The following is a 20,476-nucleotide window of genomic DNA, read 5'->3' as shown; positions in this document are numbered from 1 at the left end:
CGGTCACCGGCGCACCGCCGGTGCGCCCTCGGCTCCCGCCGTGGTGGTCACCCCCCGCAGCTTCAACGCATAGCCGCCCGCGTGGCGCAGGTCGGCTGACTCCAGCGACTCCACGCGCCGCTGGTACTGCGCCGCCACCTGTGCCAGCGTGCGGGCAAAGCGGCGCGTGCGCTGCTGCAGCTCTTGCTCACTGCCGCCCCCGAGCTGCACCACGGCGTTGTTTGCCAGCTTGGCGCGCCAGCCGCCGCGCCCGTTCAATTCCAGCTCTTCCAGCTCCAGCCCCAGGGTCTTGAACACGGGGGCTACAGCGCCGTACATGGCCAACACCTCTTGCGAGCTGCCCTCAGGCCCTTGCAGGCGCGGCAGGTCTTCCTGCTCCACATCGCCCACGTTCGCCTCAAACACTTCGCCCTGCTTGTTCACCAGGCCCGAGCCCGTCTCGGGGCCCCAGTACGCCACGGCGTCGTGCTCTTCCAGCTCCACATGCAGCAAGCCGGGGTATTCACGGCGCACCGACGCCTTGCGCACCCAGGGCACTTCCTCAAACGCCTGGCGCGCTGCGCGCAAGTCCACGGTGAAGAAATTGCCCACCAGTTGCGGCCCCACATTGGCCCGCAAGGTCACGGCGTTGTTGTGCGACAGATCACCATGCACCACGATGCGCGCAATCGCAAAGCCGGGGTAACGCATCACCCACCAGGCCCCTGCAGCCAGCACGAGCAGGGCGCAGCCCACAAACAGGACCGAGGCGGTCATGTTCATGAGCTTGACGTCCAGCGGGGCTGGCATGGAGGGGTTCATGGTTGAGCGGCTCCTTCATGCCCGGCGGCAGAGTCCAGCGATGCGGTGGCCAAAATGCCCACGCACAGGTCTTCGTAACTCAGCCCCGCAGCGCGGGCCGACATGGGCACCAGCGAGTGGCCGGTCATGCCGGGCGAGGTATTGATTTCGAGCAGGAAGGGCTGGCGGTCGCTGGCGCGAATCATGATGTCGGCACGCGCCCAGCCCCGACAACCCAGGGCACGGAAGGCTTTCTCCACCAAGCGCTGGATGGCGACTTCTTCGTGCGCGGGCAGGCCGCTCGGGCAGTGGTATTGGGTGGTGTCGGTGAAGTACTTGTTCTGGTAGTCGTAGTTGCCCTCAGGCGCCACGATGCGAATCACCGGCAGCGCATGGGCTGCAGCCCCCTCGCCCAGCACGGGGCAAGTGGTTTCATCGCCTTCGATGAACTGCTCGCACAGTACTTCGGGGTCGTATCGCGAAGCCAGCGCATACGCCTTGGCGCATTGTTCGGCCGAGGTGACCTTGGTCAGCCCGATGGTCGAGCCCTCGCGCGAGGGCTTGACGATCATGGGAGCACCCAGGGCCTGCAGCGCCTGCTCTGTTTCCGCTGCGCTGGACACCAGACGCCAGTCGGGGGTGGACAGGCCTTCAAAGCGCCAGATGCGCTTGGTCATGATCTTGTCGATGGCAATGCTGGACGCCATCACGCCTGGCCCGGTGTACGGAATGCCCAGCAACTCGAGCGCGCCCTGCACCGTGCCGTCTTCGCCATGGCGGCCATGCAGCGCGATGAAGCAACGGGCGTAGCCGCCGCGCTTGAGTTCACTCAGGTCGGTTTCCGAGGGGTCGAACGCGTGGGCATCCGCCCCGCGCGAGCGCAGGGCCTGCAGCACGCCGGTGCCCGACATGAGCGAGACCTCGCGTTCTGCCGAGGAGCCGCCCATCAACACGGCCACCTTGCCCAGGGCCTTCACATCAACATTGGTATTCAACTGCGTCATTGCGCTTTCCCTGCAAGCGGTGCTAGCTCACTATTTTGTAGCAAATCGACCACCTTTCCAGGCACAGACCCTATGGAACCAGCGCCCATGCACATGACTACATCGCCAGCGCGTGCGTTGTCGGCAATGGCCTGTGGCAGATCTGCCACGTTGTCCACAAAAATGGGCTCCACCCGGCCTGCCACGCGCAGCGCGCGGGCCAGCGAGCGGCCGTCCGCAGCCACCACCGGCGCCTCACCGGCGGCATACACCTCGGTCAGCAGCACGGAGTCGGCGCTGCCGATGACCTTCACAAAATCCTCGAAGCAATCGCGGGTGCGGCTGTAGCGGTGCGGCTGGAAGGCCAGCACCAAGCGCCGCCCGGGGAAGGCACCGCGCGCGGCCGCCAGCGTGGCGGCCATCTCCACCGGGTGGTGGCCGTAGTCGTCGATGACGGTGAACTGGCCGCCGTCCTTGGCGGGCAGGTTGCCGTAGCTTTGAAAGCGCCGCCCCACGCCCTTGAAGCCCGCCAGCGCGCGCTGCACGGCTTCGTCGGGGATGTTCAGTTCCACCGCAATGGCGATGGCAGAAAGCGCATTGAGCACGTTGTGCTCGCCCGCCAGGTTGAGCACGATGTCCAGATCGGGCAGCGTGACGCCATTGCGCCGCTGCACCGTGAAGTGCATTTGCCCGGCCTCGGCCCGCACGTTGACGGCGCGCACCTGGGCGTCTTCCGAGAAGCCGTAGCTGGTGATCGGGCACGTCACGCTTTGCAGGATGTCGCGCACGGCCGGGCTGTCCACACACAGCACGGCCGTGCCATAGAACGGCATGCGGTGCAAAAAGTCGACAAACGCGCCCTTGAGCCGGCCAAAGTCGTGGCCGTAGGTCTCCATGTGGTCGGCGTCGATGTTGGTCACCACGGCCATCACGGGCAGCAGGTTCAAGAACGACGCATCGGACTCATCGGCCTCGACCACGATGTAGTCGCCGCTGCCCAGCTTGGCATTGGCGCCCGCACTGTTGAGCTTGCCGCCAATGACGAAGGTGGGGTCCAGGCCCGCCTCGGCCAGCACGCTGGTCACCAGACTGGTAGTCGTGGTCTTGCCGTGGGTGCCCGCAATGGCAATGCCCTGCTTCAGGCGCATCAGCTCGGCCAGCATCAAGGCGCGGGGCACCACGGGGATTTTTTTCTCGCGGGCGGCCAGCACTTCGGGGTTGTCGGCCGTGACGGCGGTGGAGGTGACCACCGCATCCGCGCCCTCGATGTGCGCAGCAGCGTGGCCCAGGCAGGTCTGGATACCCAGGCCCTGCAAGCGGCGCAGCGTGGCACTGTCGGCCAGGTCGGAGCCGGAGATGCGGTAGCCCAGGTTGAACAGCACCTCGGCGATGCCGCTCATGCCGGCGCCACCCAGGCCTACAAAGTGAATGTGACGGATGGCGTGTTTCATGCGGCCAACTCCTCGCACGCGGCCACCACTTCACGGGTGGCATTGATTTTTTGCATGTTTTTGGCCTTCTCGGCAATCTCTACAAGCGCTAGGCGCTCTGAATTTAATAGCATTTTGGCCAACCCCTCGGGGGTCAAATCGCCTTGTGGCACCAGCCAGCCCCCGCCTGCGCTCACCAGAAACTGGGCGTTGGTGGTCTGGTGGTCGTCCACCGCAGAAGGGAACGGCACGAACACCGCGGCAGCCCCCACGGCGGCGATTTCGGTCACGGTGCTGGCACCGGCGCGGCAAACGATGATGTCGGCGTTGGCAAACGCACTGGCCGTGTCATCGATAAAGGGCGTGCATTCGGCCTGCACGCCTGCGGCCTCGTAGTTGGCGCGCAAGGCGTCGATCTGCGTGGCGCCGCTTTGGTGGGTGACCACGGGGCGTTGCTCTGGCGCAATCAACGCCAGGGCCTGGGGCACGATCTCGTTGAGCGCCCGCGCGCCCAGGCTGCCGCCCACCACCAGCAGGCGCAGCGGGCCGGTGCGGCCCGCAAAACGCTCAGCCGGCGCTGCTTGGCGGGTGAAAGCCGCCCGCAGCGGATTGCCCACCCACTGGGCCTTTTTGAAGACATGGGGAAACGCGGTGAACACCCGGTCGGCCACACCCGCCAGCACCTTGTTGGCCATGCCTGCCACCGAGTTCTGCTCGTGCAGCACCAGCGGCTTGCCACACAGCACGCCCATCATCCCGCCGGGGAAGGTGATGTAGCCGCCCAGGCCCACCACCACATCGGGCTTCACGCGGCGCACCACCTGCAGTGCTTGCCAGAAGGCCCGCAGCAAGCGCAGTGGCAGCAAAGCCAGCGTGACCAGCCCCTTGCCCCGCACGCCCGAGAAATCAATCAGCTCCAGCGCAAACCCGTGCTGCGGCACGATGCGCGACTCCATGCTGCCCGGTGCGCCCAGCCAGTGCACGCGCCAGCCGCGTGCGCGCAGCTCTTCGGCCACCGCCAAGCCAGGGAAGATATGGCCGCCGGTGCCGCCCGCCATGATGAGTGCGGTTTTTTGCGTCATACGCGGCCTCCCCTCATCAGGTGCTTGTTCTCATAGTCCACCCGCAACACGATCGCCAACGCCACCAGGTTGAGCAAGATGGCCGAGCCACCAAAACTCATCAGAGGCAGCGTGAGCCCCTTGGTGGGCAAGGCGCCCAGGTTCACGCCCATGTTGATGAAGGCCTGAAAACCGATCCAGATGGCCACGCCCTGGGCCACCAGGCCCGAGAAGACGCGGTCCAGCGCGATGGCCTGGCGGCCGATGTGCATGATGCGGCGCGTCATCCACAGGAACAGGATGATGAGCGTGACCACGCCCAAGAGGCCAAACTCCTCGCCAATCACAGCCAGCAAAAAGTCGGTATGCGCCTCGGGCAGCCAGTGCAGCTTCTCCACGCTGCCGCCCAACCCTACGCCAAAAATCTCGCCGCGCCCAATGGCGATCAGCGAGTGCGACAACTGGTAGCCCTTGCCCAGCGCATGCTGCTCGCTGAACGGGTCCAGGTAGGCAAACACGCGCTCGCGGCGCCAGGGCGAGCTGGCGATCATCAAAGCGAACGCCCCCACCAGCACCCCCGCAATCAGGAAGAACATGCGCGCATTGACGCCGCCCAAGAACAGAATGCCCATGGCGATCACGGCCACCACCATGAAGGCGCCCATGTCCGGCTCGGCCAGCAGCAGCACCCCCACGATGGCCACGGCGGCGCCCATGGGCAGCACGGCGCGAAAGAAGCGCTCTTTGACTTCCATCTTGCGCACCATGTAGTCGGCGGCATAGATCAGCACGGCAAGCTTCGCAACCTCGGACGGTTGAAAGCCAATGGGGCCAATGGACAGCCAGCGGCGCGCCCCGTTGACGACCTTGCCCACCCCGGGGATGAGCACCGCAATCAACAACAAAAGCGAGCCCACAAACAACCAGGGCGCCACACGCTCCCACAGCTTCATGGGCACCTGGAAGGCCAGCAGCGCCGCCACAAAGCCAAACACCAGGTACATCATGTGCCGGGTGAGAAAGTGGGTGGGCGCGTAGTTGGCAAAGCGCGGGTTGTCGGGCAACGCGATGGATGCCGAATACACCATCACCAGCCCCCAGGCCAGCAACGCCACCACCACGCCGCACAAGGCTTGGTCAAAGCCCAGCACGCTGGCTGGGGTGGTGGTGGACTGGCGGTACTCGGTGCCGCCCACGCGCACGGGCAACACGTCTGCCGCCTTGTCAGACAGGCTGCCAAACCAGCCCTTCATGCGCGGCAACCAGCCTGCGCTGCGCTCTGGGGTGCTGCCTGCTGCGGACATCACACGCCCTCCACAGATTGCCCGGCGTCTTGCGCCAGGGCGCGCACGGCGTCGCAGAACACATGGGCACGGTGTTCGTAGTCTTTGAACATGTCAAAGCTGGCGCACGCTGGCGACATCAGCACCGCATCGCCCGCATGGGCACGCTGCGTGGCCGCGTCCACCGCCTGCGGCAGGTCTGCCGCGTCGATCAGTGCCACACCGGCATCGGCCAGCGCTGCGCGAATCAGCGGCGCATCGCGCCCGATCAGCACCACGGCGCGTGCATACCGGGCCACGGGGGTGGTCAGCGGAGAAAAGTCCTGCCCCTTGCCCACCCCACCGAGGATGAGCACGATGCGGCGGTCCGCACCCAGGCCTGTCAACGCGGCCACCGTGGCGCCCACGTTCGTGCCCTTGCTGTCGTCAAAATACTCCACGCCATTGACCAACGCCACGGGTTCGACGCGATGGGGTTCGCCCCGGTACTCGCGCAGGCCATAGAGCATGGGCGCCAGGGGGCAACCCGCGGCAGACGCCAGCGCCAGAGCAGCCAGCGCGTTGGTGGCGTTGTGGCGGCCGCGAATGCGCAGGGCATCGGCAGGCATCAGGCGCTGGATGTGCAGCTCTTCCTCGGCTTCGCTGCGGCTGCGTTTGCGGGTTTCATCGGCCTCCAGGGCACGCACCAGCCAGGGCATGCCGCTGACAATTTCAATGCCGAAATCGCCGGGGCGGCGCGGCATGTCGGCACCAAAGGTGAGGTGCTCGCGCTGCTGCGGCTTTTGCAGCTTGACACGCACGGGCGGCGGCAGCATCTGCATCACCTCGGCGTCTTCGCGGTTGAGCACCATCAGGCCGGTCTGGCCAAAAATGCGTGCCTTGGCCGCAGCGTAGGCGTGGATGTCGCCGTGCCAGTCCAGGTGGTCTTGGGTGATGTTCAGCACCGTAGCGGCCGTGGGCTCGAACCCGGCCACATCGTCGAGCTGGAAGCTGGACAGCTCCAGCACCCACACCTCGGGCAGGGTGCCCGCATCGATGTGCCCGGCCAGCGTGTCCAGCAGCGTGGGGCCGATGTTGCCCGCCACGGCCACGGTCTTGCCCGCCCGCTCCACCAGTTGCCCGGTGAGCGACGTCACCGTGGTCTTGCCATTGGTGCCGGTGATGGCCAGCACGCACGGTGCGTAAGCATGCTGGCTGCGCAGGTAGGCCAGCGCTGCAGCATACAAAGACAGCTCACTGCCTGTGACCAGGCCAATGGCCTTGGCGGCCTGGAACACGGGCGCAAAGGTGGCGGGGCTCAGACCCGGCGAGCGGTACACCGCGTGCAGCCCCTGGCCGTCAACCAGCGAGGCATCGAACGCACCGGCCACAAAGCGCACGCCGGGCAGCTCTTGCTGCAGCTGTGCCAACTGGGGCGGCGCCTCGCGTGTGTCGGCCACGGTGACCTGGGCACCACAACGCACGCACCAGCGTGCCATGGCCAGGCCAGAGGCTCCCAGCCCCAGCACCAGCACGTTCTTGTCCTGCAAGGGCGCCATGCCTTCACCCGGACGGCCTTGGGGCTCCTGCACAGCATCGGAGGCATCGGCCACGGGCGCCACCTCTGCGATGGGCAGGGGGGCGGCTTCGGGCTCGTCACTGGCGCGCACTTCGGCAAAGATCTGGGCCACAAAATCGGCAGCTGCCTTGGCCGCCGAGATGGTAGGCGCCACGTAGTTGTCGAGCACGGCTGGGCTGGTTGGCTCTGCCGGTGCAGCTCCTTCGAGCAGCAGTGCGGGCTCGGCAACGTCTTCGGCTGCGGCGTCTTCGGGTGCACCTTCGGCAACACCCTTAAAGGCCGCATCGTCCAGACTCTGCAGGTCTGCCGTCTGGGCATCGTCCACGCCGTCCGCGGTCACATCTTCTGCGGTGTCGGCCTGTTCCATCACCTGTGCAGACTCCACCCCGGCCTGCTCGGACAGGGGGGCCTGCCATTCCTGCGGTGCCGCAGCCTGGGCATCGTCCTGCGCTGGCACCATGGGCGGCAAATGTTCGACCGCCAAGCCTGCGGACTCTGCGGCACCGGGCACAACAGCGCCCGACGCGTCAAAGCCCGGCGCATCAGCGCCGTGGGGCAGAGGGGTTTCGTCGTGCGGGTTCATCGCAGTTTCAGCGTGGACAGACCGATCAGGCACAGCAGCATGGTGACGATCCAGAAGCGGATGACCACCTGCGTTTCCTTCCAGCCGCTCTTTTCAAAGTGGTGGTGCAGCGGTGCCATCTTGAGCAGGCGACGGCCTTCGCCGTAGCGCTTTTTGGTGTACTTGAACCAGGCCACCTGCAGCATCACCGACAGGGCTTCGACCACAAAGATGCCGCCCATGATGGCCAGCACAATCTCTTGGCGCACGATGACGGCGATGGTGCCCAGCGCACCACCCAAGGCCAGCGCGCCCACGTCGCCCATGAACACCTGCGCAGGGTGGGCGTTGAACCACAGGAAGGCCAGGCCAGCACCGGCCATGGCGGCGCAGAAAATCATCAACTCGCCCGAACCAGGAATGTGCGGAAAGAACAGGTACTTGGAGTAGACCGAGCTGCCCGTCACATAGGCGAACACGCCCAGGGCCGAGCCCACCATCACCACGGGCATGATGGCCAGGCCATCGAGCCCATCCGTAAGATTGACGGCGTTGCTGGAGCCCACGATGACGAGGTAGGTGAGGATGACAAAGCCGAGCACGCCCAGCGGGTAGCTCACCTCTTTGAAGAACGGCAGCTGCAGACCGGCCTTGGGCGGCAGGTCCAGCGAGAAGCCCGACTGCACCCAGTTCATGAACAGCTCCAGCACCTTGATGTTGGAGCTCTCCGAGATGCTGAACGCCAGGTACAGCGCCGCCACCAGCCCGATGACCGATTGCCAGAAATACTTCTCGCGCGAACGCATGCCTTCGGGGTCTTTGTTGACCACCTTGCGCCAGTCATCGGCCCAGCCAATGGCACCAAAGCCCAAGGTCACAATGAGCACGATCCACACGAAGCGGTTGGACAGGTCAAACCACAACAAGGTGGAAATGGCGATCGACAGCAGAATCAGCACCCCGCCCATGGTGGGCGTGCCGCTTTTGGACAGGTGCGACTGCATGCCATAGCCCCGGATGGGCTGGCCGATCTTGAGGGCCGTGAGCACACGGATCACCTTGGGCCCCGCCAACAACCCGATCAACAGCGCCGTCATGGCCGCCATCACCGCACGGAAGGTGAGGTACTGGAAGACGCGGAAAAAGCCGAACTCGGGCGACAGGCCTTGCAGCCATTGCGACAGCATCAGAAGCATGCGGCACCTCCCAGAGCGGCAGACAGATTCATGGCCAGCGGGTTCACTGCGCACCTCCTGCAGGGGCGGCTTGCGCGGGCTTGTGGGGTTGTGTTTGCGCGGCGGCGGCCAAAGCCTCCACCACCTGCTCCATCTTCATGAACCGAGATCCCTTTACCAGCACGCTGCCCACCTGGGGCAGCACGCCGTGCACCGCTGCCAGCAGCGATGCCATGTTGTCAAAATGCCGGGCCGCAGGGCCGCAAGCGGCCGCAGCGTGGGCCGACAAGGCCCCCAGCGTGTAAATGTGGTCAATGCCTGCACGGCGCGCGTGCTCACCCGCTTCCTCGTGGAAGGCCGGGCCCTGGTTGCCCACCTCGCCCATGTCGCCCATCACCAGCAACCGGGGCGCAGGCAAGTCGGCCAGCACATCGATGGCGGCGCGCATGGAATCGGGGTTGGCGTTGTAGCTGTCGTCCACCACCGCGACGTCTCGCCCCGCCAGCGTGATGGCGAAGGCCCGCGAACGGCCCTTGACGGGCACGAAGGCTTCCAGCCCTTGCACCACGGCCTGCAACGGCACACCCGCAGCCAACGCGCAGGCGGTGGCAGCCAGGGCGTTGGTCACGTTGTGGCGACCGGCAATGTGCAGACGGCACTGGGCAGAGCCTGCGGGGGTGCTGAACGCCACCGTCCAGCCGCCCTGCTGCCACTGGGCTGCTGTGCAGTCCACATCGCCGCCCGCGCCAAAGGTGATGCAGCGGCGCCCCTGTGCCAATCCCTGCCACAACGGCGTGTAGGTGTCAGCGGCAGGAAACACGGCCACGCCGTGGGGCGGCAGAGCGCTGATGACCGAGCCGTTTTCCTCGGCCACGGCCTGCACGGTGTGCATGAATTCCAGGTGCTCGCGCTGGGCGTTGTTGACCAGGGCCACCGTGGGGCGGGCCATGGCAGCCAGCGTGGCGATTTCGCCAGGGTGGTTCATGCCCAGCTCGATCACGGCCGCCTGATGGCTAGCGCGCAGGCGCAGCAGCATCAGCGGCACACCGATGTCGTTGTTGAAGTTGCCCTGCGTGGCAAAGGCCGCCTCACCCTTCCAGGCCCGCAAGATGGAAGCAATCATCTGCGTGACGGTGGTCTTGCCGTTGCTGCCGGTCACGCCAATCAACGGCAACTCAAGCTGGGCGCGCCAGCCCGCTGCCAAGGCCCCCAGCGCAGCCAGGCTGTCAGGCACTTCCAGGCCGGGCAGGCCCGCGGCCGCCAGGCCACCGTGCGCCAGGGCTGCCGCAGCGCCGCTGGCCTGGGCCTGAGGCAAGAAAGCATGGGCGTCAAAACGCTCGCCCTTGAGGGCCACAAACAGGTCGCCGGGCTGCAGGGTGCGGGTGTCGGTGTGCACACGGGCCACGGGGGTGGTGCCATCGCCCACCAATTGGGCCGACGGAATGCGCTGACGCACCAGGCCCAGCGCTTGTTGCAGGGTCATCATGCCCATGTGCTGCCTCCACGCTCTTGCAGCGCTGCGCGCGCCTGGGCCATGTCTGAAAACGGGCGGCGCACGCCTGCCACCTCTTGGTAATCCTCGTGCCCCTTGCCCGCAATCAGCACCACGTCGGCAGGGTCTGCCTCGGCCAGCGCCAGGGCAATGGCGGCAGCGCGGTCGGGCTCCACACGCACGGTGTCACCGGCGATGGTGCCCTGCAAGATTTGGTGCAGGATGTGGGCAGGGTCTTCGCTGCGGGGGTTGTCGCTGGTGGCCACCACCCAGTCGGCCTGCTGCTGGGCCACGGCACCCATCAGGGGGCGCTTGGTGGCATCACGGTCGCCGCCACAGCCAAACACGCACCACAGTTGCCCGCCGCGCTGCTGCGCCAGGGGGCGCAGGGCTTGCAAGGCTTTTTCCAAGGCGTCGGGGGTGTGGGCATAGTCCACGGCCACCAGGGGTTGCGCGGGCAACGCCAGTTGCTCCATGCGGCCGGGCACCGGCTGCAGTTGCGAGCATGCCTGCACGGCCTGCTGCAGCGGCACACCCAGGCTGCGCAGGGTGGCCACCACGCCCAGCAGGTTGAGCACGTTGTAATGCCCCACCACGTTAGATTGCAGCTGGTGCTGCTCAGCGCCTTCCACCACCAGCCACTGCAATCCTGCTTCGGCCGCTGCAATGTTGCGGGCGGCAATGCGCGCGGCGCCAGTGGCCGATACGGTCCACAAATCCAGCGCCGTGCCACCCTCGGCGCCATGGCCGCGCTGCGCCAGCTCGGCATGCAGGGCGGCACCTGCCGGGTCGTCGATGTTGATCACCGCCGTGCGCAGGCCGGGCCACGCAAACAGCGCGCGCTTGGCCAGCCAGTAGTCGGCCATGCTGCCGTGGTAGTCAAGGTGGTCTTGCGTGAAGTTGGTGAACACGCCCACACGGATCTGCGTGCCTGCCAAGCGGTGCTCGGCCAGCCCGATGGAAGAGGCCTCGATAGCGCACGCCCCCAGGCCCTGGTCGGCAAACTGGCGGAAGGCGCGGTGCAAGCGCACCGGGTCAGGCGTGGTCATGCCCGTGGACTGCAGCGCAGGCGGCACACCCACACCCAAAGTACCCACTACGGCGCATCCAGAAAGCGCAAGTAGCTCATTTTTTGATAGCAAATTCAGCGCTTCAGCCAACCACCAGGCGGTGCTGGTCTTGCCGTTGGTGCCCGTCACCGCCAGCACGTCCAGGGCTTGCGATGGGTTCTGGAACCACTGGGAAGCGATTTCTCCCGTCGCAGCCTTGAGCCCGTGCAACGCCACCAGCGGTGCGCCTGCGGCGAACACAAAGTTTTGCACGCCCTCGGCCTCCACCAGGCAGGCGGTGGCGCCGCGCGCCAGCGCGTCTGCCACATGGGCACGGCCATCGGTGGCGGCGCCGGGCCAGGCAATGAAGCCGTCGCCCGGGGCCACGCTGCGGCTGTCGGTCTGCAGCGTGCCGGTGACGCGCGCGCGCAGCCACGCTACGGCATCGGCCGGTTGGTTCAAAACCTGCACCGGGGCCATCACAGCGACTCCTCCACGGGGTTGGCCACGATTTGCGGCTTGACGGCCATGTCCGGGGGCACGCCCATCATGCGCAGGGTTTGCTGCACCACTTCGCTAAACACAGGGGCGGCCACCAGGCCGCCATACACCTGGCCCGCGCTGGGCTCGTCCAGCATCACGGCCACGATGATGCGGGGCTTGTCGATGGGCGCCATGCCGGTGAACCAAGCGCGGTACTTGCCCGCCGCATAGCTCTTGCCCACTTGCTTGCGGGCCGTGCCCGATTTGCCACCCACCGAGTAGCCCACGGTCTGGGCCTTTTGTCCCGTGCCGCCGGGCCCTGCGGCCATTTGCAGCATCTTGCGCACTTGGTCTGCGGTGCGCTCAGAAAACACCGGCACGCCCACAGCGGGCTCGTCCGTCTTGAACAAAGTGGCCGGAATCACACGGCCGCCGTTGGCGAACACGGTGTACGAGCGCGCCATCTGGAACAGACTGGCCGACAGCCCGTAGCCGTAGGACATGGTGGCCTGCTCCACAGGCCGCCAAGTCTTGTAGGGGCGCAGGCGCCCGCTGATCGCGCCGGGAAAGCCGATTTGCGGCTTTTGCCCAAAGCCCGCCGCCGAGAAGGTTTCCCACATCTCTTTGGCAGGCATCTGCATGGCGATCTTGGTGGTGCCCACGTTGCTCGATTTCTGGATCACGCCTTCCACGGTCAGCAGGCCGTAGTTGTGCGTATCGGAAATGGTAGAGCCCGTGATGGTGATGCGCCCCGGGTTGGTGTCGACGGGCGTCTCAGGTTTGACACGGCCAGACTCCAGCGCCAGACCGATCGTGAAGGGCTTCATGGTCGAGCCGGGCTCGAACACGTCGGTGAGGGCGCGGTTGCGCAGCTGCTCGCCGGTCAGGTTCTGGCGCTTGTCGGGCACGTAGCTGGGGTAGTTGGCCAGGGCCAGCAATTCGCCCGTGTGGGCGTCCATCACCACCACGCTGCCCGCCTTGGCTTTGTGCAGGGCCACCTGGTCGCGCAGCTTTTGGTAGGCGAAGAACTGCACCTTGCTGTCGATGGACAGCTGCATGTCCTTGCCGTCCACCGGCGGAATGGTTTCGCCCACGCCCTCGACCACGCGACCCAGGCGGTCCTTGATCACGCGGCGCGAGCCGGGCTTGCCAGACAACTGGCTGTTGAAGGCCAGCTCCATACCCTCTTGCCCCTTGTCTTCCACGTTGGTAAAGCCAACGATGTGGGCTGCGGCCTCCCCCTCGGGGTACTGGCGCTTGTATTCCTTGCGCTGGTAGATGCCCTTGATGTCGAGCGCGGCAATCTGCTGGCCCACATCCCAGTCGAGCTGGCGCTTGATCCAGACGAAGGTCTTGTCCTCATCGGCCAGCTTGGCCTGTAGGTCAGCCAGCGGCATGTCCATTAGCTTGGCCAGCTGCTTGAGCTTGGCCTTCACCTCGGGCTTGTCATGCTCCACGTCTTCCGGAATGGCCCAGATGCTGGCCGCTGGCACGCTGGAGGCCAGAATCAAGCCGTTGCGGTCCAGGATCTTGCCGCGGTTGGCGGGCAGCTCCAGCGTGCGCGCAAACCGCACCTCGCCCTGGCGCTGAAAAAAGTCATTGCCAAACACCTGCACATAGGCAGCGCGGGCGCCCAGGCCCACAAACCCCAGGCCGATCATGGCCACGATGAATTTGCTGCGCCATACCGGCGTCTTGCTGGCCAGCAGAGGGCTGGAGGTGTACAGCACGCTGCGGCTCATCGTGCGCCCTCCGCGCCAGCTTGGCGGTTGGGGGTGGTGGCCTCAACAGCACCGGCAGGGTCACTCACGTACTGGGTGATGGCCGGGGTGGCAGTGCGCATGTTCAACTGGGCCCGGGCGAGCTTTTCCACCCGCAGCGGGGTGGCCTGGGCGCGCTTTTCCACCTGCAGGCGCTGGTGCTCGGTGTCCAGGCGGCGGGCCTCGGCCACGGCGCGGTCCAGCTCGGTGAACAGGCGACGCGACTGGTACTGCGTGTGCACCAGGTACATCGCGCTCACCAGCACGGCCAGCAGCAGCATGAGGTTCAAGCGGGCCATGCAGCCCCCCGCACAGGGTGCACGCACGCGCCCTCACCCCAGGCCAGCGAAGGGCCTGCGGGGCTTAGCAACGTGCAAAGCAATGTCATGCATCCGTCCTTTGCGCGACGCGCATGATGGCGCTGCGGGAACGGGGGTTGGCAGCCACCTCTTGCTCGCTGGGCTTGATGCGGTCCAGGGCCTGCAGCTTCATGGCCTGCGGCACGGCAAAAGGCGCGCGGCGGTCAAACACTTCTTTGGAGTGCTTGGCGATGAACTGCTTGACGATGCGGTCCTCCAGCGAATGGAAGCTGATGACCACCAGCCGCCCGCCGGGGCGCAGCACCGACAGGCTGGCTTCTAGGGCCTGTTGCAGCTCTTCAAGCTCAGCGTTGATGAAAATCCGTAGAGCCTGAAATGTGCGCGTTGCAGGGTTCTGGCCCGCCTCGCGGGTCTTGACCGCGCCAGCCACGAGATCGGCAAGCTCGGAGGTGGTGGCAAGGGGGCCCCGTTCCTCGCGCCGAGCAACAATCGCCTTTGCAATGGGGCCAGCAAACCGTTCTTCACCGTATTCACGTATCACCTCCGCAATCTGCCCAACTTCGGCCGTGGCCAGCCACTCGGCCACGCTTTCGCCGCGCGTGGTGTCCATGCGCATGTCCAGCGGGCCATCGAAACGGAAACTAAAACCCCGAGAGGGGCTGTCGATCTGGGGCGAACTCACCCCAATGTCCATCAGCAGCCCCGAGGCACTGCCTGCAGGCAACTCGGCCAGGTGGCGGAAACCCTCGTGCCGAATGGAAAAACGCGCATCGGTGATGCGCGCTGCCTCTTGGATGGCTTCGGGGTCCTTGTCGAAAGCGACAAGATGCCCCTGGGGTCCCAGCCTCTGCAGAATCAGCCGCGAATGCCCTCCGCGTCCGAAGGTCGCATCCACCCAGGTGCCCGAGGGCTCTGGGCCGGCGTTGCCGAGCAGTGCATCCACTGCCTCGTTCAGCAAAACCGTGGTGTGTTGAAAAGTTGTTGTCACCGCGGCCTCAGAAAGAAAAATCCTTGAAGGCATCGGGCATCTCACCTTGCATGGCTTGCGCCTCTTGCTCGTCGTAAGTTGCCTTGTCCCACAGCTCAAAGTGGTTGCCCATGCCCAGCAGCACGGCCTCTTTGGAGAGCCCCGCTGCAGAGCGCAGCTCGGGCGACACCAGCACGCGGCCGGTGCCATCCATCTCCACGTCCATGGCGTTGCCCAGAAAAATCCGCTTCCACCACTGGGCGGACATGGGCAACTGGGCAATGCGCTCGCGAAACTTCTCCCACTCGGGGCGGGGGAAGACCATCAGGCACCCATGGGGGTGCTTGGTGATGGTGAGCTGGCCCGATGCCGTCGCCGCCAAGACGTCACGATGCCGGGTCGGCACGGAAAGCCGACCCTTCGCGTCGAGACTGAGCGATGAGGCACCTTGGAACACGGATGGATTTCCCAGCTTGATGGATCACCAGACGCCCTGGACTGTGGGCCGAATGGCACTTTTCACCACTTATTTGCACTTTTTTCCACTGTAGCAGGAAAAGCACACCAAGCAATAGGGACGCTACAAAGTTTTGCAATGAAATCAATGACTTAGCAGCGAATCCAAAGGTATCAGAATGACAAAATCTGTTGAAAAATAAGCACTTAGAACAGGCTATGCAAGTGATACCTGAAGCGCCAAGGCGCCGATAAGACTTGTTAACTATGTTGTCCCGAGAAATAGGGTATGTGCATCAAGCAAGCCCCAAGAAAATGCCCCGCCAGCGGGGCTGAGCGGGGCAATGCTGGCTTCAGAGGTCGGGCTGGGCTACAGGATGTAGCGCGACAGATCTTCGTCCTGGCTGAGCGACTGCAGCCGCGCGTCCACGTAGGCCGCATCAATCTGCACTGTTTGGCCCGACAAACGGGCGGCGTCAAAGCTCACGTCATCGAGCAGGCGCTCCATCACCGTAGACAGGCGGCGCGCGCCGATGTTCTCGGTGCGCTCGTTCACCTCGAAGGCGATGTGTGCCAGGCGGGTGATGCCCTCGGGGGTGAACTCCAGCGCCACGCCTTCGGTGGCCAGCAGCGCCTGGTATTGCTTGACCAAAGACGCATGCGTTTGCGTGAGGATGGCCTCAAAGTCCTTGACCGACAGGGACTCCAGCTCCACCCGAATGGGGAAGCGCCCTTGCAGCTCAGGGATCAGGTCACTGGGCTTGGAGAGGTGAAATGCCCCCGAGGCGATGAACAGGATGTGGTCTGTCTTCACCATCCCGTACTTGGTCGATACCGTTGTGCCCTCCACCAGGGGCAGCAAATCACGCTGCACGCCCTGGCGTGACACGTCGGAGCCACTGGTCTCCTGCCGCGTGGCCACCTTGTCAATCTCATCGATGAACACGATGCCGTTTTGCTCGGCATTGGCAATGGCGCGGACCTTGATTTCCTCTTCGTTGACCAGCTTGCCCGCTTCTTCTTCGGTGATGAGCTTGAGCGCCTCGGCGATCTTGAGCTTGCGGGCACGGCGGCGGTCTTGCCCCAGTTGGCTGAACATGCCGCGCAGTTGGTCGGTCATTTCCTCCATGCCCTGCGGGCCCATGATTTCGAGCGGGGGGCGGCTTTCGGCCACGTCGATCTCGATCTCTTTGTCATCAAGCTGCCCTTCGCGCAGCTTTTTGCGGAAGACCTGGCGGGCAGTGCTATCTGCGGCAGGCTCAGCCCCCACGGCGCCTGGCGCAGCGCCCCGGGCGGGCGGGATCAGCACGTCCAGAATGCGCTCCTCGGCCGCATCTTGCGCGCGCGTGCGCACTTTGTGGGTCTCGGCTTCGCGGGTTTGCTTCACGGCCATTTCGGCCAGGTCGCGGATGATGGCGTCCACGTCTTTGCCCACATAGCCCACCTCGGTGAACTTGGTGGCCTCGACCTTGATGAAGGGCGCATCGGCCAGTCTTGCAAGGCGGCGCGCGATCTCAGTCTTGCCCACGCCAGTGGGGCCGATCATGAGGATGTTCTTGGGCGTGATCTCGTGGCGCAGGCTGCCTTCGACCTGCTGGCGGCGCCAGCGGTTGCGCAGCGCAATGGCCACGGCACGTTTGGCGTTGGCCTGGCCCACGATGTGGTTGTCCAGCTCGGAGACGATTTCCTGGGGGGTCATGGAAGACATGGTGTCAGCCTGAATTCAATCAAAAATGGCTCTAGCACCCATTAATCAAGCGCTAGCAGCTATCAAAACAATAGTAAACCTACGCAGTCGCCGCTCAGAGCGTCTCGATGGTGTGGTTCATGTTGGTATAGATGCAGAGTTCGCCCGCAATTTCGAGCGACTTCTTCACGATCTCCTGCGCGGACAGATCGGTGTTGACCAGCAACGCCTTGGCCGCCGAGTGCGCGTAGGCACCGCCCGACCCGATCGCCACGATGCCCTGCTCAGGCTCCAGCACGTCGCCGTTGCCGGTGATGATGAGCGACGCGCTGGCGTCGGCCACGGCCAGCATGGCTTCAAGGCGGCGCAGCACGCGGTCGGTGCGCCAGTCTTTGGTCAGCTCAATGGCCGCACGGGTCAGATGGCCCTGGTGTTTTTCCAGCTTGGCTTCAAAACGCTCAAACAGCGTGAAGGCATCGGCCGTGGCGCCCGCAAAGCCCGCCAGCACTTTGCCGTGGTAGAGCTTGCGCACCTTGCGCGCCGTGCCCTTGACCACGATATTGCCCAAGGTCACTTGGCCATCGCCGCCGATGGCAACCTGTACGCCCGCCGGGGTTTGCCTGCGGACACTGATGATGGTGGTCCCGTGGAACACGGGGGATTCGCTGGATGACGTCATAGCCCCGAACGTGGGGCCTGCCGCTGCAATTGCAAGCGGCCCCCCAAGCTCAGTTCTTGCGCGGGATGACCCAGGCGTGTTCGTTGATGCCGATCACGTTGAAAAACACGGCGATGAGCCGGTGCAGGTTCTGGAAATGCACCACATAGCCCTTGGCCTGCTGGTCGGCCGCCCAGTTGAGCACCGAACCTGCCGCGGCAAAGTCGATGCGCATGAGCTTGTCGCAGGCAATGGGCAGTGGCACCCCGGGGCGCAGCATGGCCTGCAAGGGCTCCAGCAGCGGCGTAGCGTCGCCATCGATGATGCCGCTGAGCGTGGCCACCGGCCCCGTCTCCAAAGGCGCAGGTATCGACAGGTCGCCAAAGTCAGAGGCGAGCATGTCCCGCTCGTTCGCGGGTGAGGGCTCAGAGGAGGTCTGGGTGTCGTCGTCTGAGTAGCCGCACTTGGGAAACACCCAGGACGGGGGTGACACTTCATAGGTCACGCAGTAGTCCAAGGCCACCAGTTCGAACTCATCGGGGCGGCCCATGAGCCGCAAGGCCGACATGCGCAGGCGCCACCACTCTGGCCCCGACGCACGGTCGCCCGATTGGGTCATGATTTCCATGAGGGTGTTGAACTTGTCCACACCCGAGAACACGAACTGCCCTTGTTTGTCAGCCCAGCGGGTGAACAGGTCGGCCAACAACGGCACTGCCGCATCGTCCACCCCCGAAATGCGCGACCAAGACAGCGTCCACGGCGAGGCCGAGCGCTCAACCGAAGCCTGCAACGCAGCCACCGAAGACACGGCCAGGCGCTGCGGCGCGTTCCAGCTGAAGTCACGCCGGCCCGGCGCATCGGCCTGCAGCGCAGGGGCAGCAGCCGTCATGCCCAACTGCTCAGGCAGCGAGAACCACAGCGGCGCAGAGCGGCTGTACTGCGCTGCAAAATCAATGGCCAGGTTTTCAAACCGGTCGTGCTGCCCTGTTGCCCGGTACAGGTCAAACAGGGTCATCCACAGATCCAGTTGCTGGTCTGGGTTGTCATTGCGATGTTGTTGCAGAACCTCCAGCAAGCCGGACTCTGCCCCTTCGTTATCGCCATTGGCGTAGCGGATGGCCGCTTCTTCAAGGTCGGGTTCGTGCACGAATTTCTCCAGTGCGGCAACGGTCTGCGGAATCACGCCGGGCACCGTGGGGCTGAAAGAAGGCTCAGCCGCCACAGGGGTGGCTTGCAACTTGGCATCGGTGCCGCCGAATTTGCCCATCGCCATGCTGTCGTCCGCAAACAGCGGAGCCACCGGACTGGGACCGGGCTGCGCCAGCGGCGCTGCCAGGCTCACCGGAGCGGTAGGGGCGAAGGCGCGAGCGTCGGCCGCTTCTGTGTCGGCGCCCTGTGCGGGGGCTGGCTCAGTCGCCAAAGCCCCTGGAACCGTAACACCGCCGTCCGTAGATTGTTTGCTCTTCCACCACTGCTGAGACATTTGCGCCTCGATCTCATCGATCTTCTTGAGCGTGACGGCACGCTCATCGGGCGACGCCATGCTGCTCTGGAAGAACGAGGGGCGGTTGGTGGGGTCTTCGGTGCGATGGCCTTGCAGCACCTCGCGCTGGCGCAACTTGCGCAGCTGATCGAATTCGCGGCGGCGCACAAAGTCGTTGCGCCGCTTGCGCTCAATCATTTCCTTGAGCATCTGCTTGCTGTACTGGCTCTCGCGGTCATCCTGCAGAGAGTCCAGCTCCGTCCACTGGACGGTGGGGTTGCGCACAAACCGCACCATCTTGGACAACAGTCCGCCGGCTGGTGGGGTTTCTTCCTTGCTCATGGTGATTTGGCTGCGGTTGTCCTGAAGGCGTTCAGCATAACGCCTGAGTTGGAGGGTGTGAATGAACCCCGCGTGTCCAAGCGGGCATGGCGGGGGTTTTCACGCAAGCTCAGTCCCCAAACATCTTCTGCTTGAGTTCACGGCGCTGCTGGGCTTCCAGCGACAGCGTGGCCGTGGGGCGGGCGATCAAGCGGCCCACACCAATGGGCTCACCCGTTTCGTCGCAGTAGCCGTAATCGCCAGCGTCGATGCGGGCAATGGACTGCTCAATCTTCTTGAGCAGCTTGCGTTCGCGGTCGCGGGTGCGCAGCTCCAGCGCGTGTTCTTCTTCGATGGTGGCGCGGTCGGCAGGGTCAGGCACCACCACGGTGTCTTCACGCAGGTGCTCGGTGGTTTCACCGGCGCTGTTATGGATGTCTTGCTTGAGCTGCACCAGCTTCAGGCGGAAAAACGCCATCTGCTTGTCGTTCATGTATTCGCTGTCAGGCATGGCCAGCACTTCAGCATCTGTCAGCTCTTGGGCCGTCTTGGCTTTCCAGTTGTTGGCAAGCTTGGGGTCTTTTTTTGCAGCGGTGAAGGTGGGGTGCACTGGCGCGGTCGTGGGCATGGTGTGTTGGTAACTGGCTTTGGCAGCGGTCGATGCCACTGCCTGGGCCATGGATGGTACGGTCAATTGGGCCAAACGCGAAGAAGGCCGGGTGGTGCGCAGAGGCACCTGCGGGTCTGCCGGCGCGGGCACCGCCGCAGGCGCCACGGGAGTGGCTGCTGCGACCTTGGAGGAAGCAGCAGCCTTGATGGCCTTGGCTGGTGCCGGGGCAGCAGCGGCCTTGGCCGCGGGTGCAGACGCTTTGGTTGCCGCCTTGGGTTTGCTGGTTTCGGCTTTCACTTCCTGGTCTCCTCGCAATACGGGCAGGCCCCGGCTGCAAGTGCAGCCTGGGACGGAT

At 65.0% G+C, this 20,476-nt stretch carries 17 protein-coding genes; all 17 read right to left on the bottom strand.

The window, feature by feature from the left end:
• Nucleotides 1-3 precede the first annotated feature (3 nt).
• Nucleotides 4-801: a cell division protein FtsQ/DivIB gene (locus CLU88_RS18915; protein ID WP_099657922.1), complete on the bottom strand. Its 798-nt coding sequence runs from the start codon at nt 799-801 to the stop codon at nt 4-6.
• Nucleotides 798-1,784, bottom strand: coding sequence for a D-alanine--D-alanine ligase (locus CLU88_RS18910; protein ID WP_099657921.1), 987 nt, complete (start codon nt 1,782-1,784; stop codon nt 798-800). Before CLU88_RS18910 ends, CLU88_RS18915 begins: the two co-directional genes overlap by 4 nt.
• Nucleotides 1,781-3,214, bottom strand: coding sequence for a UDP-N-acetylmuramate--L-alanine ligase (murC, locus tag CLU88_RS18905; RefSeq protein WP_099657920.1), 1,434 nt, complete (start codon nt 3,212-3,214; stop codon nt 1,781-1,783). The genes CLU88_RS18910 and murC overlap by 4 nt, the downstream gene beginning before the upstream one ends.
• Complete coding sequence (murG, locus tag CLU88_RS18900; RefSeq protein ID WP_099657919.1) at nt 3,211-4,275, bottom strand: undecaprenyldiphospho-muramoylpentapeptide beta-N-acetylglucosaminyltransferase; 1,065 nt, start codon at nt 4,273-4,275, stop codon at nt 3,211-3,213. The genes murC and murG overlap by 4 nt, the downstream gene beginning before the upstream one ends.
• Nucleotides 4,272-5,558: a putative lipid II flippase FtsW gene (gene ftsW / locus CLU88_RS18895; protein ID WP_099657918.1), complete on the bottom strand. Its 1,287-nt coding sequence runs from the start codon at nt 5,556-5,558 to the stop codon at nt 4,272-4,274. Before ftsW ends, murG begins: the two co-directional genes overlap by 4 nt.
• Nucleotides 5,558-7,462 (bottom strand): UDP-N-acetylmuramoyl-L-alanine--D-glutamate ligase, encoded by a 1,905-nt coding sequence (gene murD / locus CLU88_RS18890; RefSeq protein ID WP_099659004.1) that lies wholly within the window; start codon nt 7,460-7,462, stop codon nt 5,558-5,560. Before murD ends, ftsW begins: the two co-directional genes overlap by 1 nt.
• A 212-nt stretch (nt 7,463-7,674) precedes the next feature.
• Nucleotides 7,675-8,853 (bottom strand): phospho-N-acetylmuramoyl-pentapeptide-transferase, encoded by a 1,179-nt coding sequence (gene mraY, locus CLU88_RS18885; RefSeq protein ID WP_099657917.1) that lies wholly within the window; start codon nt 8,851-8,853, stop codon nt 7,675-7,677.
• A gap of 43 nt (nt 8,854-8,896) precedes the next feature.
• Entirely contained in the window at nt 8,897-10,324 is a 1,428-nt protein-coding gene (gene murF, locus CLU88_RS18880) for a UDP-N-acetylmuramoyl-tripeptide--D-alanyl-D-alanine ligase (RefSeq protein ID WP_099657916.1), read from the bottom strand.
• The gene (locus tag CLU88_RS18875; protein WP_099657915.1) at nt 10,315-11,853 is read right to left on the bottom strand and encodes a UDP-N-acetylmuramoyl-L-alanyl-D-glutamate--2,6-diaminopimelate ligase; all 1,539 of its coding nucleotides are present in this window, start codon (nt 11,851-11,853) and stop codon (nt 10,315-10,317) included. The genes murF and CLU88_RS18875 overlap by 10 nt, the downstream gene beginning before the upstream one ends.
• Nucleotides 11,853-13,598, bottom strand: coding sequence for a penicillin-binding protein 2 (locus CLU88_RS18870; protein WP_099657914.1), 1,746 nt, complete (start codon nt 13,596-13,598; stop codon nt 11,853-11,855). Before CLU88_RS18870 ends, CLU88_RS18875 begins: the two co-directional genes overlap by 1 nt.
• Nucleotides 13,595-13,915, bottom strand: a complete 321-nt coding sequence (ftsL, locus tag CLU88_RS18865) for a cell division protein FtsL (RefSeq protein ID WP_099657913.1) — start codon at nt 13,913-13,915, stop codon at nt 13,595-13,597. The genes CLU88_RS18870 and ftsL overlap by 4 nt, the downstream gene beginning before the upstream one ends.
• Before the next feature lie 85 nt (nt 13,916-14,000).
• Entirely contained in the window at nt 14,001-14,957 is a 957-nt protein-coding gene (gene rsmH / locus CLU88_RS18860; RefSeq protein ID WP_099657912.1) for a 16S rRNA (cytosine(1402)-N(4))-methyltransferase RsmH, read from the bottom strand.
• Nucleotides 14,932-15,360, bottom strand: a complete 429-nt coding sequence (gene mraZ, locus CLU88_RS18855; protein WP_099657911.1) for a division/cell wall cluster transcriptional repressor MraZ — start codon at nt 15,358-15,360, stop codon at nt 14,932-14,934. Before mraZ ends, rsmH begins: the two co-directional genes overlap by 26 nt.
• Before the next feature lie 369 nt (nt 15,361-15,729).
• Complete coding sequence (hslU, locus tag CLU88_RS18850) at nt 15,730-17,067, bottom strand: ATP-dependent protease ATPase subunit HslU (RefSeq protein WP_099657910.1); 1,338 nt, start codon at nt 17,065-17,067, stop codon at nt 15,730-15,732.
• Between the two features lie 94 nt (nt 17,068-17,161).
• Nucleotides 17,162-17,725 carry an ATP-dependent protease subunit HslV gene (hslV, locus tag CLU88_RS18845; protein ID WP_099657909.1) on the bottom strand — a complete coding sequence of 188 codons (564 nt, stop codon included), beginning with the start codon at nt 17,723-17,725 and terminating at the stop codon, nt 17,162-17,164.
• Nucleotides 17,726-17,774: 49 nt separating this feature from the next.
• Nucleotides 17,775-19,532, bottom strand: coding sequence for a hypothetical protein (locus CLU88_RS18840; protein ID WP_099657908.1), 1,758 nt, complete (start codon nt 19,530-19,532; stop codon nt 17,775-17,777).
• A gap of 109 nt (nt 19,533-19,641) precedes the next feature.
• A complete protein-coding gene (dksA, locus tag CLU88_RS18835) occupies nt 19,642-20,418 on the bottom strand; it encodes an RNA polymerase-binding protein DksA (RefSeq protein WP_099657907.1) in 777 nt (258 codons plus the stop codon).
• Nucleotides 20,419-20,476: the final 58 nt, after the last annotated feature.

It is taken from the genome of Acidovorax sp. 56 (genome assembly GCF_002749705.1).
Classification (GTDB): Bacteria; Pseudomonadota; Gammaproteobacteria; order Burkholderiales; family Burkholderiaceae_C; genus Acidovorax.
This window is presented reverse-complemented; position numbering and strand designations above follow the sequence as displayed.